This is a genomic window from Moritella sp. 5 (assembly GCF_018219455.1).
Taxonomy (GTDB): Bacteria; Pseudomonadota; Gammaproteobacteria; order Enterobacterales; family Moritellaceae; genus Moritella.
Map to the genome: position 1 here is coordinate 2,434,387 of NZ_CP056122.1, position 17,533 is coordinate 2,451,919.

The window sequence follows — 17,533 nt, forward strand, 5'->3', positions numbered from 1 at the left end:
AGAGTGTTACCGTAAAGTTTTACATTAGAAATTGATCATTATTTTAATGCGAGAAGGTCACAGTTAATTGAATCAATCACCATTTCAGCCGTATTGCCGATTAAAAATGCAGAAAACCCGTTACGCGTTGGTGCACCGAGTATGACTAACTCGGCATCTACTGCTTGAACTACATCAGCAATCACGTCTTCCGGAGCTCCCGACTGAACATGTACATTTTCTTTAGCGACATTAAATTTAGCGGCATGACTATACATAGTGCTTTTATGATGGTCTTCAATCTCTTGATTATATGCGACCGCATCAAAATTAGGGATTTCTATCGATATATGTTCAGGTGTACTTGGATAAGCATTCACTAAATGTATATTTGCATTAAGTAATTCTTTTAGCTGCAGCGCTTCTTGGGTAATTCGTCCATTAATAGAGTTACCATCTTCTGAGCTGAGGCTCGTTGTTTCAAGTACTTGAATAGCGGCAACAATATTCCCCCCAACCGGCCATTCATGCTCTTTAACAAGCAATACTGGACATTGACTTTTACGCAACAGATGCCAGTCAGTTGGTGTAAACATAACTGCACTTAGCTTATTATGATCGTGTGTACTTTTTACAATCAAATCGTGATTATTGAGTTTAGCTTCTTCTAAGATTGATTCGAAAGGACGCTTATGCCAAATAAGCTTTAACTTTAAATTTGTACCTGAATAATCTTGTTTTAATTGCTGTGTAAATGATTTTTTTTCTTCGGCAACAATAGCATCTTGCATTGATTGACGTTCATCACTCGAAAATAGAGACGTTAGTTCATAAGAAAGGTCATAGATAACAAGAAGAAGGGTAATTGATACATTATCTTGTTGAGATGCTAGATACAATGCACGGGATAATGCGATTTGTGGCGTATTAACGGGATCTGCAACCACTAGAATATTTTTATATTTATTCATAAGGCACCTTCATCACAAATTGAATATAGAGTAAGTATATGTTTCTTATATTGATTATACACCATCAACAATTTTACTTATTTAACTATATCTCAATTTGTGATAGATGCCATAAATGTATTGCATTTTATGGGCTATAAGTTAGCACTGTGAACTAAGACTATTTCTTACCAGCGAGTAAAGCTAAACCCTCACGATCTAAGATCGTGATGTATTTTCCTTTAACTTCAATCATTTTACTTATTTGGAAGCGACCAAGTAGGCGGCTGATGGTTTCAACTGTAAGCCCTAAATAATTACCAATATCACCACGTGTCATGGTCAATCGGAATTCTTTAGGCGAAAATCCACGCTCAGAGAAACGCGCTGAAAGGTTATTTAAGAAAGCGGCAAGACGTTGTTCAGCGTTCTTTTTACTTAATAAAAGAATCATTTCTTGATCAGCGGCAATTTCGCCACTCATTAAACGCATTATTTGGCGACGTAACATCGGCATTTTACCAATTAAGTCATCAAGGGTGTCATAAGGTATTTCACAAACCATAGACGTTTCTAATGCTTGAGAAAAACTTGGGTGAATACCAGAGCTCAATGCATCAAAACCGATTAAGTCACCAGCTAGATGGAAACCTGTAATTTGCTCATCACCTTGTTCTGTAATTGTATATGATTTTACAGATCCTGAACGGATAGCGTAAAGTGATTTAATTTTATCACCAGCTTTAAAAATTTCATCGTGCTTTTGAAAAGGTTTTTTGCGTTCAATAATTTGGTCGAGAGAATCTAGCTCTGAATCATTCAAAGAATATGGTATGCAAAGTTGGCTAATGCTGCAGTTTTGACAGTGGATTTCACACTTTGAAGTAGCAATTCGTGTAGGGATCTTGTTATCTAGGGCCATAATTCCAATAAACTCTTTTGATATATGTCAATATTGTAGCAAAATTAAATGCCAGAAGCACTTAATTGTACTAATGCTATATAAATAATATGTAAACCGAATAAAACGAGTAATAAACCACTCACTTTCTTGAATCTGGTGTTTTGTATTAAATGGTTGAATTTATTCGATAAGTTCCCAACTAAGAACATGATAGGAAAGGTTCCTAACCCGAAAGAAAACATCGTTAATGCCGACTCTAATGCTGACCCGCTTGATAACGCGAGAGTTAATGCTGAATAAACTAAGCCACACGGTAACCAACCCCATAAAAATCCGAGCGGGAAGGCGTGATAAGGTGTTTTTAATGGCAAAAATTGGCGAGCCAGAGGTTGAATATATCGCCAGACTAAACGACCAACTTTTTCAAGTTGGAGAATTGCTGAATTGATTTGCGCAATATATAAACCAATCAATATTAATGTAATACCAGAAACAAAGCGTAAAATCACTAATAAGTCATAGCCAGCACCAAAATTTAAGCCAATTTGTGCAGTATAACCGACAATTAGGCCAATTAGCGTGTAGCTAGAGATTCGTCCTAGATTATAAAATAGTGGGGCGAGTGATGCAGTTTGAGGTGATGATTGCGTGTTTGCATGTGCGATTGCGCCAGAAATACCGCCACACATTGCAATACAATGACCAGCCCCTAAGATACCAATCATAAAAGCAGCGAAAAAACTAGTTATCATGTTTGACAACTGGTTTAGTAACCGGTGATTCGTTGTTATTATTATCGTCGTCGTCAAACAAGATATTACTGCCTTCACGTTCTAAATCTTCAAATTGGTCTGACTTAACGGCCCAAAAAAAGATACCTACAGCGATTGCAACAAAAATTATCGCAATCGGGATTAACATAAAAATAATTTCCATTACTTTAACAGCCTTAATGAATTACCAATAACGAGCAGTGAGCTGAGTGACATTCCAATAACAGCAATATAGGGAGGGACGCTTCCTGACATTGCTAACGGTAAAATTAATGAATTGTAACCAAGTGCCCACATTAAGTTTTGTTTTATTATTTTATATGTTTTTGTCGCAGTAGCCAGCATATATTTCATTGCAATGAAATCAGTCGTTAATAACACCACATCTGCACTGTTTTTCGCAAGATCAGAGCCTTCACCCATTGCAACAGATACAGTCGCAGCACTGAGTACTGGCGCATCGTTAACCCCATCGCCAACCATTAGCATTAATTTTCCTTGTGCTTGTTGTTGATTGATGTAGGCAAGTTTACTTTCTGGTGATTGGCTGGTTTTTATATTTGTTATTGCCAAACCGTTGATCACTTTATTGGTGTTGTTTTCTGTATCGCCAGTAAGCAGGGTAACGTCTAAGCCAGTATTGGCAATATAATCCAATGTGGTTGAAACGTTCTCTCGCATTTCATCTTGAATATAAAAACGTGCAATTAACTGATTGTTTTTAATTAAATAAACAACAATTTCTTTACCATCTGATGTTGAACTTGTTTGCTGTGTAAAGGCAGAAGAACCTATTTTGTAAGTATTCTCGCCAAGTGTTCCCGTAATACCTAAACCAATATGATTTTGTGTTGTATCAAATTGAATTATTTCTATATTCGATTTAAACGCAGATGCTATCGGGTGTGTTGAGTGTTGCTCTAAAGACGTTGCTATGCGTAATAATTCATTTTCTTGTAATTCACTGTCCGATTTAATACTCGTTAGCGAGAATGAACCTTTTGTTAACGTTCCTGTTTTATCGAATGCGATTTCATCAACTTTAGTTAGCGATTCAAGCACGTGTTCTTTACGAATTAAAATACCACGTTGAGATAAGAAGCTGGTTGCGCAGGTTAGTGCCGTTGGCGTAGCCAATGATAAAGCACAAGGGCAGGTTGCTACAAGAACAGACAAGGTGACCCAAAACGCTTTCTCAGGTTCATAACCCAACCAGAAAAGGTAAGTACTTGCGGATATGACCAATAGCGCGAGAACAAAATAACGTGATATTTTATCAGCCAAGATTGAAATCTGAGGTTTTGATGACTGCGCTGTATTTTGTAACCGGATAATTTCTGAAATCAAATTGTGCTTGTGTGTTTTAGTAACGCATACCTTAATTGTTTGTTCAACATTAAGACTACCTGTGTACACACCACAATCAACCGATTTTGTAATGGGTAAGAACTCACCAGTTAGCATTGATTCATCTACACTTGTTTCACCTGCTACAATGGTGCCATCACAAGGGATCACTTCGCCGATTTTGACAATGACGAGATCGTTGATTTCAAGCTGTTTTGTAGGAATTAGTTTTTCAGTTTTATCTTTATTAACACGCAATGCCATATTTGGAATAAGCTTTGCCATGTTTGCACTCAGTTCGGACGTTTTCTTTCTGGCTCTTAGTTCTAGATAACGACCAAATAATAAGAAGAAAGTGAACATTGAAATAGATTCGAAGTAAACTTCGCCTGTTCCAGTCATGGTTGCATAAGCAGAGGCTGAATAAGCGCCAAGTAATGCGATTGAAACAGGTACGTCCATACCCAGCGTTCTGGTACGTAAATTACGTAAGGCATTAGAATAAAAAGGCTGTGCGGAATAAAGTAATACAGGCGTTGCAACAATCAAACTTACCCATCGGAAAAGTTGGCGATACATCTCTTCCATATCACCGAACCAAGTAGAGTAGAGCGCTACTGCAAACATCATTACTTGCATTGTTGCTAACCCAGCTAACCCTAATCGTCTGAAATAAGATTTAAGTTGCTTGTTGTACATCAATTCATGTTGGTCTGCTTGAAAAGGCGATGCACTGTAACCTAAATTGCTGATTCGTTTTAAAATATCACTTAACTTTATTTCTTCATCAACCCACTTTATCGTAATGCGATTACTTGTCGCGTTGACGTTGATGAAGTGAATACCTTGGGTATTACGTAAACTTTTTTCAATTAACCAAGCACAAGCGGCACAGGTTAATCCTTCAACGGTGAGGGTGATTTCTTTTATTTCACCGTCTTGATAAACAAACTCATCTTGAATTTCATTATCATCGTATATTTCTAATCGTAATAACTCATCCGGTACTAATTGCTTTGCTGTGGGAGATAAATCAGTTCTGTGTTCATAATATGAGCTTAAGCCTGAACCGACAATCATTTCAGCGACAGACATACAACCTGGGCAACACATTTCACGTTCTTCAGGTGCGATATACACTTTATATTTATTTTTATCTGCAGTTAAAACATCTTCGCCACAGTGATAACAATTAGTACCGTTTGACATTAATCTTGCTCGCCGTCTAACTTAATTACAGAAGTATTTGGATATTGAACGTATTCTTGAACACGCCATGTATGATCAAAAGACTCTGCACGCACACGCCATTTTCCTTGTAGCATATCTTTTGGTATTTCTACACGGTAACTCCCGTCAGCCGCTGCTGTAGCTAACATTGAAATATCATGTTTTGCCAACGTTACGTGGAAAAATGAAATGTTAAGCGCTTCGTTCTCTGTTATATCACCTGTGGCTGGTGTGAACACAGCAAAGCCGTTGTCGAATTTTAAATTGAATGTAATATTTCGAGCTAACGCTTCATGGTATTTAGTTAAGTCTTGGTTAATTTTTTTACCATCTTTATAGTAATCTTCAGAAACCATGTTTGGCTGGTTATGTTGAAAAACAATAAATGTCGAAGTACCTGCAACCACAGACAAAAAAGGAAAGAAAAAAACGAACCAGAACCAAGGTTCTTTATACCAATAAGATTTCATTGTGAACTCCAAAAAGGGAAAAGCGAAATTTAACAAAGTTACAGCTAAAAAAAAAGCTCCATTTAGTAAATGGAGCTTTAAATTACCACTATTACGTTACTTTACACTTAAGCTGTAAACATAACTGCTTAATAGCGTTACTTTGTCTTCACCAAGGATGTGACTCCATGCTGGCATTACACCGCTACGACCGTAACTGATTGTTTGTTGGATTACTTTACGCGAACCACCGTACAACCAAGTTTTGTCCGTTAGGTTAGGTGCACCTAGCATCGTCATGCCTTTAGCATCTGCACCATGACAAGCAGAACAAGTTTGAAGGAATACTTCTTTACCTGCGGCTTGATCACGAGCGTTAACTTTACGACCAGATAGGCCTACAACATAAGTTGTAACGAGATCTACTTTCTCATCGCCAAGTACAGGCAACCAAGCTGGCATTACACCTGCACGGCCGTGCATGATAGTGGTTTTGATATCAGCAGTCGTACCGCCGTATAACCAATCACCATCAGTTAGGTTAGGGAAGCCTTTAGCACCACGTGCATCAGAACCATGACACTGTGAACAGTTTTGCAAAAATAGGCGTTGACCTACTTTAACCGCTTCCGGATCCTTCGCTATGTCAGCAATTTCACGGTATTCTGTGAAGTTACTTTCTTCTGTTTTAACTAATTTGTTAAATACAGCTGCATATTTTTCATCTGCAGACGACACTTCGCGTTGGTATTCATTAGTGCTCGTCCAACCTAATAGGCCCTTATAAGCACCTAAACCAGGGTAAAGTGCAAAATAGATGAAACCACCAATACATGTGAAAATAAACAAGTATTTCCACCATGTTGGTAATGGATTATTTAACTCTTCGATACCATCGAAAGAGTGACCCATTGATTCGCCTTCTTTAACACCCGTATCATTCTTGTTACATAGCCAAAGTAGCCATAAGCAACCAAAAATACTACCGAGCGTGATCACTGTGATCCAAATACTCCAAAAAGTACTCATAATCATAAACTCCTAAATACGAGCAGATGTATTTCTCTGCTCTCCATTAAGTGAATCACTGTGGACTTTTTCATCAGCAAATACTAAGTTAGCAGCTTCATCAAACGAACGTTTTTGACGTTTGCTGTAAGCCCAAGCAATAATACCGATAATAATGGCCATTAGTATTAGGGTATAAACCCCTTGAAATGTACCGTAATCCATACGTTATACCCCTATTTTAATGCATGACCTAATGATTGCAGGTAAGCAACCAAAGCGTCTAGTTCAGTTTTACCTTTAACCGCGGCTTCTGCACCAGCAATATCGGCATCTGTGTAAGGAACATCAAAGTAGTTTTTGAAGATACTTAGTTTCTTAGCAGATTCTGAACCATCTAATACATTTTCAGCTAACCAAGGGAAAGCTGGCATGTTTGATTCAGGAACAACACTACGTGGGTCAAGTAAATGAGCACGATGCCAATCATCAGAATAACGACCGCCAACACGCGCTAGATCTGGGCCAGTACGTTTAGAACCCCATAGGAATGGATGCTCCCAAACAGACTCACCAGCAACAGAATATGCACCGTAGCGCTCTGTTTCTGCACGGAAAGGTCGGATCATTTGACTATGACAAACTGAACAGTTCTCACGGATGTAGATATCACGACCTTCCATCTCTAGCGCCGTATAAGGGCGCAGGGTATCTAAAGGTTCAGTGGTATCTTTTTGCCAGAATAGTGGCGTAATTTCAACCATTGCGCCAAAGCTGATAGCAATGACGATGAAGATCGCTAATAAACCGATGTTCTTTTCAATTAATTCATGTTTCATAACATATCTCCTAAGTTATGCAGCTTCAGCATCAGCTTTGATTGAATGATCTGCGGCAGAGATTGTCTTAAAGACATTATATGCCATAAGAAGCATACCTGTTACAAAGAACACACCACCAATGAAGCGCACAAAGTAGAATGGGTATGAAGCTTGCAGTGATTCAACGAAGCTATACGTTAAAGTACCGTCAGCATTTACCGCTCTCCACATTAGCCCTTGCATAACGCCTGAGATCCACATTGCAACAATGTAAAGAACTGTACCGACAGTTGCCAACCAGAAGTGAACATTGATAAGCTTAACGCTATACATACGACCTTGGTTAAATAACACAGGGATTAAATGGTAGATAGCACCAATAGAGACCATTGCAACCCAACCTAGGGCACCAGAGTGTACGTGACCAATAGTCCAGTCAGTGTAATGCGATAATGCGTTTACACTCTTAATTGCCATCATAGGGCCTTCGAACGTAGACATACCGTAGAAAGATAAAGATACAATTAGGAAACGTAGGATAGGGTCATAACGTAGTTTATGCCATGCACCTGAAAGCGTCATGATACCATTAATCATACCACCCCAAGATGGCGCAAATAGGATTAACGACATGACCATACCAACTGACTGAGTCCAATCAGGTAACGCTGTGTAATGAAGGTGGTGAGGACCAGCCCAGATGTACAGCGATATTAATGCCCAGAAGTGAACAATAGATAAACGATATGAGTAAACAGGACGATTCGCTTGTTTAGGAACAAAGTAATACATCATACCTAGGAAACCTGCCGTTAGAAGGAAACCTACTGCATTATGGCCATACCACCACTGAACCATTGCATCAATAGCTCCACCGTAGATAGAATAGGATTTCATCATATTCAGTGGGATTGCAGCATTATTCACTATATGTAGAATAGCAACAGTTAGAATGAATGCGCCAAAGAACCAGTTCGCAACATAAATATGTGACGTACGTCGTTTAACAATGGTGCCAAAGAATACAATTGCGTAGATAACCCAAACAATTGCAATTAAAATACTAATTGGCCATTCAAGTTCTGCGTATTCTTTTGAGGTGTTATAACCCTGTGGTAATGATATAACGGCGGAGATAATAACAAGTTGCCAACCCCAAAATACAACTGCTGGTAAAACACCGCCAAATAAGCGGGTTTGACAGGTACGTTGAACAACATAAAAAGATGTTGCCATTAGGGCCGAAGTACCAAATGCAAAGATTACTGCATTGGTATGTAGGGGACGAAGACGGCTATAAGTTAACCAAGGTGTATCGAAATTTAGTGCAGGCCAAATTAGCTGTGCTGCAATTAGCACACCAACTGACATACCAACAATACCCCAGATAACAGCCATCACAGTAAACTGTCGTACAACTTTATAGTTATAGTCAGTTTTTATAGGTGAATGAGAGCTCATATTTTGCTTCCGGTGCTACGAATAATTAAACATCTTACGATGCGTGAATACCCAAAAAAGTACGTGTAAATATAGGTGTTCTAAATTGACTACCGTACTCAGATGGGGATATTACGCGATTTTACGTAACATTAACAGCGGAATTTGTTTGTTATTTTGTTAAAAAGACACTATAAATAGGTGTATTTATCTTGGTTGATTTAGATCAATGAATTTGGGATTAAAAATAGATTTTTCAATGTTGAATTGATAATAATCAAGCAAAAATAGTGCTAAGAACATAACAGGGTGTAAAATGATTCGTGTTCTTTTTGAGTCTAGCGCAACATAAGGTTATTAGCTTGTTAATAAAAAAGGTTGCTTAGCTCTGCTGTATTAAGAGAGTTAGGCAACCTTTTGGCTCGTACTAGATTAAAGTATGAGATTAAACGTGTTAATTAATCGCTTAAGCTTTTAATGCTGCTGATACAATTTCTTGTGCTTCGCTTAAAATTAACGCTAAATGCGCTTCATTTTTAAAGCTTTCTGCATAAATTTTGTAAATAGCTTCTGTGCCTGATGGGCGCGCAGCAAACCAACCATTTTCAGTCGTTACTTTTAAACCACCAATTTTCCCATTGTTGCCTGGCGCGTTTGTTAATTTAGCCGTGATAGTTTCACCGGCCAATGTTTTAGCCTGAACCGACTCTGGTGATAAATTCGAAAGAATCGCTTTTTCTTCAAATGAAGCTGGCGCATCGATACGGTTATAAACGGGAGAGCCAAACTCTTCAGTCAGTGCTGCATAAAGTTGTGCAGGATCTTTACCTGTTACCGCAAGAATCTCTGCAGAAAGTAATGCTAGAATGATGCCGTCTTTATCCGTAGTCCAAACGGTACCGTTTTTACGTAGGAATGATGCACCCGCACTTTCTTCGCCGCCAAAGGCAAAATCGGCAGTATGTAAACCGTCAACAAACCACTTAAAACCAACAGGAACTTCACATAATGGACGTTCAATCTTAGTTGCGACACGATCAATCATAGAACTTGATACAAGTGTTTTACCTATTTTCGCATTCACTGGCCAATCTTTGCGATGACTAAATAAGTATTGAATTGCGACTGCAAGGTAATGGTTCGGATTCATCAAGCCACTTTTCGTCACAATACCATGGCGGTCATAATCGGGATCATTGCCAATGGCAATATCAAAATCGTCTTTTAAATTGATCAAACTTGCCATTGCATAGGGTGATGAACAGTCCATGCGGATCTTGCCATCTTTATCTAGGCACATAAATGAAAAACTTGGGTCTACGCGGTCGTTTACTACTTCAATATCTAAATTATATTTCGCAGCAATCACTTCCCAGTATGCAAAACCAGAACCGCCTAACGTATCGACACCGATTTTAATGCCTGCATCTGAAATCGCTTTAAGGTTGAGCACATTTTCTAAATCTGCAACATAGCCTGCTACATAATCAATTTCTTGATAATGAGCAGACTCAATAGCAATAGCAAAGCTAATACGTTTAACAGCAGTTAAGCCTTCTGCAATAATATCGTTGGCACGGTTTTCAATTATTTTCGTTACATCACCATCAGCCGGGCCACCATGTGGCGGATTATATTTAATGCCGCCATCTTGTGGTGGGTTGTGTGATGGCGTGATAACAATACCGTCAGCTTGAATTTTGTTGCTATTGTTATGCGTTAAAATTGCATGTGAGATAACCGGCGTCGGTGTAAAACCATCATCCGCTTGAATGCGTACATCAACACCATTTGCAACTAATACTTCGATAACTGAAATATTTGCTGGTTCAGATAATGCGTGTGTATCTTTACCGATAAATAAAGGGCCTGTAATGCCTTGTTCATGGCGATATTCAGCAATCGCTTGAGAAATAGCGAGGATATGGTCTTCATTAAAAGAAGACGCAAAAGCGTTACCACGATGACCAGATGTGCCAAATGCAACACGCTCAGCAATTTTACTCACATCAGGTTTGTTGATGTAATAATGAGAGACAAGTGCAGGGATATTACAAAGATCAGAATTTAATGCCTTTTGTCCGGCTCTTTGGTGAACTGCCATGTGCAATTATTTCCTTAATATATGAAAGCGATTATTTGTTTTAATTGTTACCATTATACCTCTTATAAGTTAATAGTGGCACACTGTTTCATTTGAAATGACAAAAAACTGGTCTTAGTTGTTGTTTCTGCGCTTTCTATAACCAGTGATTAGTAGCTGCGTATTAAGATTATAGGCATTGGTGTATCGATTGTGTTAAAATGCGTGATTGTAAATTATTTATTTAGAGTTAATTTAGTTATGGCGCGTACAGCTGCAGCATTACATATCTTAGTAAAGCACCAAGATAAAGCATATGAAATTTTAGAACAGCTAGAAAAAGGTGGCAACTTCCAAAAGCTAGCTAAATCACATTCTCTTTGCCCATCAGGTAAGAAGGATGGTGGTAACTTAGGTGAGTTCAGAAAAGGTGCGATGGTTCCCGCCTTCGATAAGGTTTGTTTCAATGCTGAAATTCTTACTCCACATCTTGTTAAGACCAAGCATGGTTGGCACATCGTTAAGATATTGTATAGAACGTAATTAGCTTGTAATAAAAAGCCCTCAATTAATGTGAGGGCTTTTTATGCTTCGTTATTAAACTATTTACCTGAATATACTTTTTTTACTTCACTTGCAATAAGCGCTTTTAATGGTGCGTCGCCAAAAGTTGTCAGTTTCACGCCGTTAACATAGAAGGTCGGTGTCTTTAATACTTTTAGCGTTTTAGCATCTTGTGTATCTTGAGCCAATTTGTCAGTAATAACTGTTTTCTTCATATCAATTTTAAGCTTTTCAATATCAATACCAGCGTCCTGCAGATATGGATATAACAACTCTACATTGGCAGTATGATTGATTGCCCAACGACTTTGATTATATAGCGTCGTACTCAGTGCATCCCAGTATTTACCTTGCATTTTAGTTGCTTCTAATGCGGTAACAACAGGTCCTACATTTTTATGGAATGCCACTGGTCGAACAATTAAGTTCACTTTGCCTTTATATTTCTTTATTTGGCTTTTAACGAGAGGGTAAAAGGCACGACAAGACTCACATGCGGGGTCAAAGAATTCAACAATAGTCACTTTGGCATTTTGATTACCAAAAATAAGTGCATTTTCACTGTAGAGATATTGATCTATATTTTTATTTGTCTCTTGAGTCATAAATGCAAAGGCACTGATTACAACAGCTATACATAATATAGCCATTGATATTATTTTATTTTTCTTTTTTATTTCTAAACTTTTTGTTGTCACTAATTTTTTCATGAATAAACCTAAATAGAAAATGAAATACACAGCGTATTCTAGATTTAAAAATCAATAACGTCTTGATCAAACGCTAATTTACGGATAAAAAGTACAGGTAATTACTCTATCGGTTCATGAAATCAACACCAAGCTAAGTAATGCGTAACATCTGCACGTAGAATTAAAAAAACCAGCTGCCAATTTTAGCATCTGGTTTTTGTTATCTATATTGCTTTGCTATATAAGAGGCAAATTGTTAGAAACCGTATTCAAGACCTACACGAGCAAATGTTTCTTGGCTATCAGACGTTTTTGCACCCCAGCCAAGTTTGTCTGTCATACCAACTCGCACATAAGGAACAAAACCGTTCACAACACCCATCACTTGTAGTGATGTTACAGAAGAGCCTTTTCTTTCGTTTGAGTTGTCTTCTGAATCTACGTCTTCCGTTGCCGCGTAACCCAATTTAATACCCAGTGGGCCATTCCAATATTGCGCAACAACAGAATATGAACCTTGTGAGTCAACTTTTTTAGTCGCTATATTCTCAGCTTGGCCGTATTTATACGCGGCAGCAATGCTGATGCCAGTATCTAAAATTGGTGCTTCAAAACCAACGAGATAGGTAAAAGTGTCCGTTATAACTGCGTCTATTGGATCTACAGCAGCAACAGGTACAATCACACCATTCGCATCAATTTTATGTCCTGCTGCGACACCATCTACAGCTGCTTTTGATTGTCTACTATTACCATACTCAAACGTCGCATGTAATGTGACCGTATCAAATGCTTTATACTTAGCTGCGCCACCGAACCAATGGCCATTTTCATCACTGCCAGCACGACCCGTTGCAACATTAACATTCAGATTTCCCATCGCAGGGGCAAAATAACGAATAGACTCCGTACGATCGTACATGTAAGCAATATCTCCTGTTGCGGCAGGGTCAAATACGCGGCCTAAGCCAGGGTTAGTAAAAGGCCAGTCCACAACTTCGTACATAGGCGTTAACTGTCGGCCAACAGTTACTTTACCGTAATCACCTTCAACACCCACGAATGTATCGCGGAAACCTAAACCGCCACCAGACCAGTCATCTACATCTGTATATCCTGATTCAACTTGAAATATGACATTTATCTCATCTGTCATTTGCTTACTACCGCGAAAACCTACACGTGTTTCGTTATCAATACTGTAATCTGCCAGATTTGTATCATCACCCGTGTGGCCATAAGTAGATACTGCTACGACACCGTAGATTTCCACATTGCCTGTATTTTCGGTGCCTAATACGTATGCACTCGCGCCAGTTGAAAACAAAACAGTTGATACCGCTAGGGATACTGCCGATAGACTTAACTTATTCATTCTAAATTCCTTTTAGTAGATGTAAATGCTGTTTGTTATTTGTCGTAAATTAATAATGAACTTTATAACTTGTTGATTTTGAGTCTACTCAATTAAATTCGCGTTACAAATTAAGTTGTTTTCATACGTGATAAAAATCACAATAAAATTAATATAAAGTTATAAATAATGATTAAGATCTCATTAATAACTATGGCCTACCATTAATTCACTGTAATAATTTACATGGTAAACTATGTGATCTGGATTTATTTATGAAATGAACTTTCATTACGCCTCTAACAATAAAGACTGAAATGATAATTATTTACACGTAGGTAGCTGATTTTTAGTCATATTAATATCATCCCATTTAGAGTTGGCCTGCGAGAATTATGTTAATTATGATTATGCTTCATTTAATCAGAGGTGGTTTTTATGTTTGTTATTTCTCATACTGTGATTATTTAATTTATTCCTCACGCTTAGTTATTCATTAATAATGACTTTAATCACGTAACATCCATAAAATTCATTATAAAAGTGATTTTTGTCACATTGGGTAGAAATCCTGCTGGTAAATACAGTTGATTATTTTATAGTCCAAATTAAGTTTAAGGTTAAAACTGATTTCATGCAAAGGAAGGGGTGGATATGAAAAAAACAGCAATAGCACTTGGATTAAGTCTTGCACTGGCAGGTTGTACTACAATGCCAGAAACGTTATCGACACAAACGGTGGTTGATGCAATATCTTCATCTGTACAAGTTACTTATCAGGTAAATCAAAAGCTTGAATCTGATTCGGCTGCAATATGTAAAACACTTGGCGCTGGATGGGCAGCATGTCAAGATGCGACAATTCAACTGACTAATAACGGTGCTGCGATTAATTCTAATGAGTGGGAAATATACTTTCATAGTATTCGTCGTATCTTAGATGTGAAATCACCTGAATTTACGATTGAACATATTAATGGTGACCTACATAAACTAACACCTACAGATAAATTTAAAGGCTTTGATGCAAATTCAACAGTAGAAATAAACTTCATCGCAGAGTACCCGTCATTATTTGAAACCGATGTGATCCCACGCTATTACGTAACAGCCGAAAATGCAGAACCAAAAGTCATCGCAAGTACTGATACCGAAGATATGTCAAAGATCATCACACCATTAACAGGCGAAAACTTAAAGCGTCATGCCGATGATAACAGCATAATTATGAATGCAAATACGCGGTTTGATAAAAACAAAGCGACTGCACAACTGTCAGTATCTACAATTGCAAACAAGATTTTACCAACACCTGTTTGGCAAGATATCGCTATTAGAGGAAGCGCAGACCTTAGTAAAGGCATTAACATTAATGCTCCAGGCATGAATACGGCGTCACTTGCTGCTGTTACAAGCCGATTTGATGATTTCGGTGTGAATGTTTCAGGTAAATACCCAGTAAATGTGACTATTGCACCTCTACAATTAGATACTGATTATGCTAAATCAGGTGGCTACAGCCTTGATATTTCAGATAGCAGCGCCGAGATTATTGCGTTTGATAATGCTGGTGCACTCTACGCTTTACAATCTATCGCATCCTTAATTCCATCCGATTTTTTGTCGAATAAAACCATTTCACAAGTAAGCGTTAAAGATGCGCCAAACTTTGAATACCGCGGAATGGAAGTTGATATTGCACGTAACTTCCACAGTAAAGCATCGCTTTTACGTTTACTCGATCAAATGAGTGCGTATAAATTGAATAAATTCCATATTCACCTGACTGATGACGAAGGCTGGCGCTTGGCCATTCCAGGATTACCAGAGTTAACCGATGTTGGCTCACAACGTTGCCACGATTTAGACGAAAACAGCTGTTTATTACCTCAACTTGGGTCTGGTCCAACATCAGATAACCTCGGTTCAGGTTATTTATCTAAAGAAGATTACATCGAATTAGTCCAATATGCTGATGCGCGTAACATTGAAGTCATTCCAGAAATTGATATGCCAGCGCACGCGCGTGCTGGCGTGATTTCAATGGAAGCACGTTACAAAAAATACAAAGATTCCGATATTACAAAAGCAAATGAATACCGCTTAGCAGATCCTGATGATGAATCCGTTTATACAACCATTCAATTCTACAATGACGGTATTTTAAATCCTTGTATGGATTCAACTTATAAGTTCATTAGTAAAGTTATTTCTGAAGTACAGTTAATGCACCTAGAAGCCGGCCAGCCATTAAAAACATGGCACATGGGCGGTGATGAAGCTAAAAATATTCATTTAGGCAATGGTTATGAGCAGACAGGCGGGTCAACAGCTTGGAAAGGTGATAAAGACTTAACTAAAGAATCAATGCCGTGGGCTAAATCACCACAATGTATCGCGCAAGTTGCCGCAGATGATAGCTTAGAAACTGCGCATGATCTTGGCCCTATGTTTGTTAAAAAAGTCGCAAATATCATTTCCGCTGCAGGCATTGAAAAAACACAACTCTGGCAAGATGGGCTTAAAGATGTTGATCCTAAAGATCTGCCATTGATCGCCGTTGCTAACGTTTGGGAAACCTTGTATTGGGGCGGTGCCAACGCATCAAATCACATGGTAGAACAAGGGTTTGAAGTCGTTCAATCACATCCGGATTACCTGTATTTCGATTTCCCTCAGGAAGTAAACCCGAAAGAACGTGGTTACTATTGGGCAACACGTTATACAGACAGTAAAAAGGTATTTAAATTCTCACCGAACAACTTACCTCAGAATGCTGAAACATCTAAAGACCGCGATGGTAATAACTTTAATATAAAAGGTGACACGGAAAAACGTGGTTACAATGGTATTTCGGGTCAGCTTTGGAGTGAGGTAGTACGTACAGATGAACAGTTTGAGTACATGGTATTCCCACGGATCTTACCATTAGCAGAACGTGCGTGGCATAAAGCATCATGGGAACTTAATTATGTTAAAGATCGCGAATTCAAAGGTGGCGAGACCACATTTGTCGACACGAACAAGCAGCAGACTGAGTGGATTCAGTTTGCGAACATCATTGGACAACGTGAACTGGCTAAAATAGATTCAACCGGTATTCAATATCGTTTACCAGTACCAGGTGGGAAAATAGAGTCAGGTAAATTGGTTACGAACGTTGCATTCCCTGGTCTAGAGGTACAATACAGCACAGACTCAGGTTCATCATGGGTAACTTGGACTAAACCTGTTGAGGTCACATCAGCAGAGCTAAGAACGGTATCCCCCGATGGTAAACGCTTTAGTCGTATCACAAGCGTAAAATAATTAACCATCGTTATAAATAGCATGATTATAAACGACTTAAGGTAATAACAAGAGATAACAATGATGAAACTTAAATTTTTAGCACCACTACTACCACTTACAATGTCAGCCTGTACAAATACTTACCAAGATGCGAACGCAGAGCAATTTCAAGATATGGTCTCAATTAAACAAACTTGGGAAGGTAAAAGGTTAACAGGGCCAGCGATAACATTAGAGCCACAAGCTGGAACCAGCCAAGCACTATTTACTGCCGATGCCTATATGTATGGCAGAGAAAGTAAGAACGACAAACATCAAATAAATACGCGTGTTAACCTACTTGTTAAGCACACAGATTTTGGTTTTGAATATGGATTTGTGTCTTTAAACGGACATCAATCTGTCGCGATTAAACAAGAGCGAGCAACATTTAGAACATGTGATGAGTTATGTGTTTACGACCAAATGTTCTCATTTTCGTTACCAAAGGACCTAGGTAATGATGATCTGACCATTAGACTGCAAGAAAAAGCGGGGAGTAAACACGGTCCACTTATCACGCTGCCTACAGAGTATCTGAAAGGTTATCAACATGTGCAGGCCGAAATTAAAGCCAGTAATTAGTACAAGGTTGTAAGCTTGTACTAA

16 protein-coding genes are annotated in these 17,533 nt (G+C 38.4%); 3 read left to right on the plus strand and 13 right to left on the minus strand.

Translation table 11 applies throughout. The annotated features are described in order from the left end of the window. Window positions 1–38: 38 nt before the first annotated feature. From uspE to pgm, 11 genes are all read right to left on the minus strand, one after another. Entirely contained in the window at window positions 39–950 is a 912-nt protein-coding gene (gene uspE, locus HWV01_RS10965) for a universal stress protein UspE (RefSeq protein ID WP_211675508.1), read from the minus strand. Window positions 951–1,110: 160 nt separating this feature from the next. Next, entirely contained in the window at window positions 1,111–1,851 is a 741-nt protein-coding gene (locus HWV01_RS10970; RefSeq protein ID WP_211675510.1) for an FNR family transcription factor, read from the minus strand. A 44-nt stretch (window positions 1,852–1,895) separates the two neighbouring features. Further along, window positions 1,896–2,585 carry a sulfite exporter TauE/SafE family protein gene (locus HWV01_RS10975; protein ID WP_211675512.1) on the minus strand — a complete coding sequence of 230 codons (690 nt, stop codon included), beginning with the start codon at window positions 2,583–2,585 and terminating at the stop codon, window positions 1,896–1,898. Continuing rightward, window positions 2,575–2,769, minus strand: a complete 195-nt coding sequence (gene ccoS / locus HWV01_RS10980; protein WP_211675514.1) for a cbb3-type cytochrome oxidase assembly protein CcoS — start codon at window positions 2,767–2,769, stop codon at window positions 2,575–2,577. Before ccoS ends, HWV01_RS10975 begins: the two co-directional genes overlap by 11 nt. Then, window positions 2,769–5,162, minus strand: coding sequence for a heavy metal translocating P-type ATPase (locus HWV01_RS10985; protein ID WP_211675515.1), 2,394 nt, complete (start codon window positions 5,160–5,162; stop codon window positions 2,769–2,771). Before HWV01_RS10985 ends, ccoS begins: the two co-directional genes overlap by 1 nt. Continuing rightward, window positions 5,162–5,653 (minus strand): FixH family protein, encoded by a 492-nt coding sequence (locus HWV01_RS10990; RefSeq protein WP_211675517.1) that lies wholly within the window; start codon window positions 5,651–5,653, stop codon window positions 5,162–5,164. The genes HWV01_RS10985 and HWV01_RS10990 overlap by 1 nt, the downstream gene beginning before the upstream one ends. Before the next feature lie 96 nt (window positions 5,654–5,749). Next, window positions 5,750–6,661, minus strand: coding sequence for a cytochrome-c oxidase, cbb3-type subunit III (ccoP, locus tag HWV01_RS10995; RefSeq protein ID WP_211675519.1), 912 nt, complete (start codon window positions 6,659–6,661; stop codon window positions 5,750–5,752). Between the two features lie 12 nt (window positions 6,662–6,673). After that, window positions 6,674–6,865, minus strand: a complete 192-nt coding sequence (locus HWV01_RS11000) for a CcoQ/FixQ family Cbb3-type cytochrome c oxidase assembly chaperone (protein WP_211675521.1) — start codon at window positions 6,863–6,865, stop codon at window positions 6,674–6,676. 11 nt (window positions 6,866–6,876) lie between these two features. After that, window positions 6,877–7,479: a cytochrome-c oxidase, cbb3-type subunit II gene (gene ccoO, locus HWV01_RS11005; RefSeq protein WP_211675523.1), complete on the minus strand. Its 603-nt coding sequence runs from the start codon at window positions 7,477–7,479 to the stop codon at window positions 6,877–6,879. 15 nt (window positions 7,480–7,494) lie between these two features. Further along, window positions 7,495–8,922, minus strand: a complete 1,428-nt coding sequence (ccoN, locus tag HWV01_RS11010; protein ID WP_211675524.1) for a cytochrome-c oxidase, cbb3-type subunit I — start codon at window positions 8,920–8,922, stop codon at window positions 7,495–7,497. A gap of 445 nt (window positions 8,923–9,367) precedes the next feature. After that, a complete protein-coding gene (pgm, locus tag HWV01_RS11015; RefSeq protein ID WP_211675526.1) occupies window positions 9,368–11,005 on the minus strand; it encodes a phosphoglucomutase (alpha-D-glucose-1,6-bisphosphate-dependent) in 1,638 nt (545 codons plus the stop codon). A 240-nt stretch (window positions 11,006–11,245) separates the two neighbouring features. Between pgm and HWV01_RS11020 the strand changes: the two genes are divergently transcribed. Next, entirely contained in the window at window positions 11,246–11,527 is a 282-nt protein-coding gene (locus HWV01_RS11020; protein ID WP_211675826.1) for a peptidylprolyl isomerase, read from the plus strand. A 59-nt stretch (window positions 11,528–11,586) separates the two neighbouring features. Here the strand turns inward: HWV01_RS11020 and HWV01_RS11025 are convergent, their stop codons facing one another. Beyond that, window positions 11,587–12,258, minus strand: a complete 672-nt coding sequence (locus tag HWV01_RS11025) for a thioredoxin domain-containing protein (protein ID WP_211675528.1) — start codon at window positions 12,256–12,258, stop codon at window positions 11,587–11,589. Window positions 12,259–12,496: 238 nt separating this feature from the next. Then, window positions 12,497–13,615 carry a porin gene (locus HWV01_RS11030; protein ID WP_211675529.1) on the minus strand — a complete coding sequence of 373 codons (1,119 nt, stop codon included), beginning with the start codon at window positions 13,613–13,615 and terminating at the stop codon, window positions 12,497–12,499. 633 nt (window positions 13,616–14,248) lie between these two features. On the opposite strand from HWV01_RS11030, the gene HWV01_RS11035 reads away from it, so the two are divergent. Further along, a complete protein-coding gene (locus HWV01_RS11035; RefSeq protein WP_211675531.1) occupies window positions 14,249–16,903 on the plus strand; it encodes a beta-N-acetylhexosaminidase in 2,655 nt (884 codons plus the stop codon). Between the two features lie 60 nt (window positions 16,904–16,963). Next, window positions 16,964–17,509, plus strand: a complete 546-nt coding sequence (locus tag HWV01_RS11040) for a hypothetical protein (RefSeq protein WP_249185527.1) — start codon at window positions 16,964–16,966, stop codon at window positions 17,507–17,509. The last annotated feature ends 24 nt before the right edge of the window (window positions 17,510–17,533 follow it).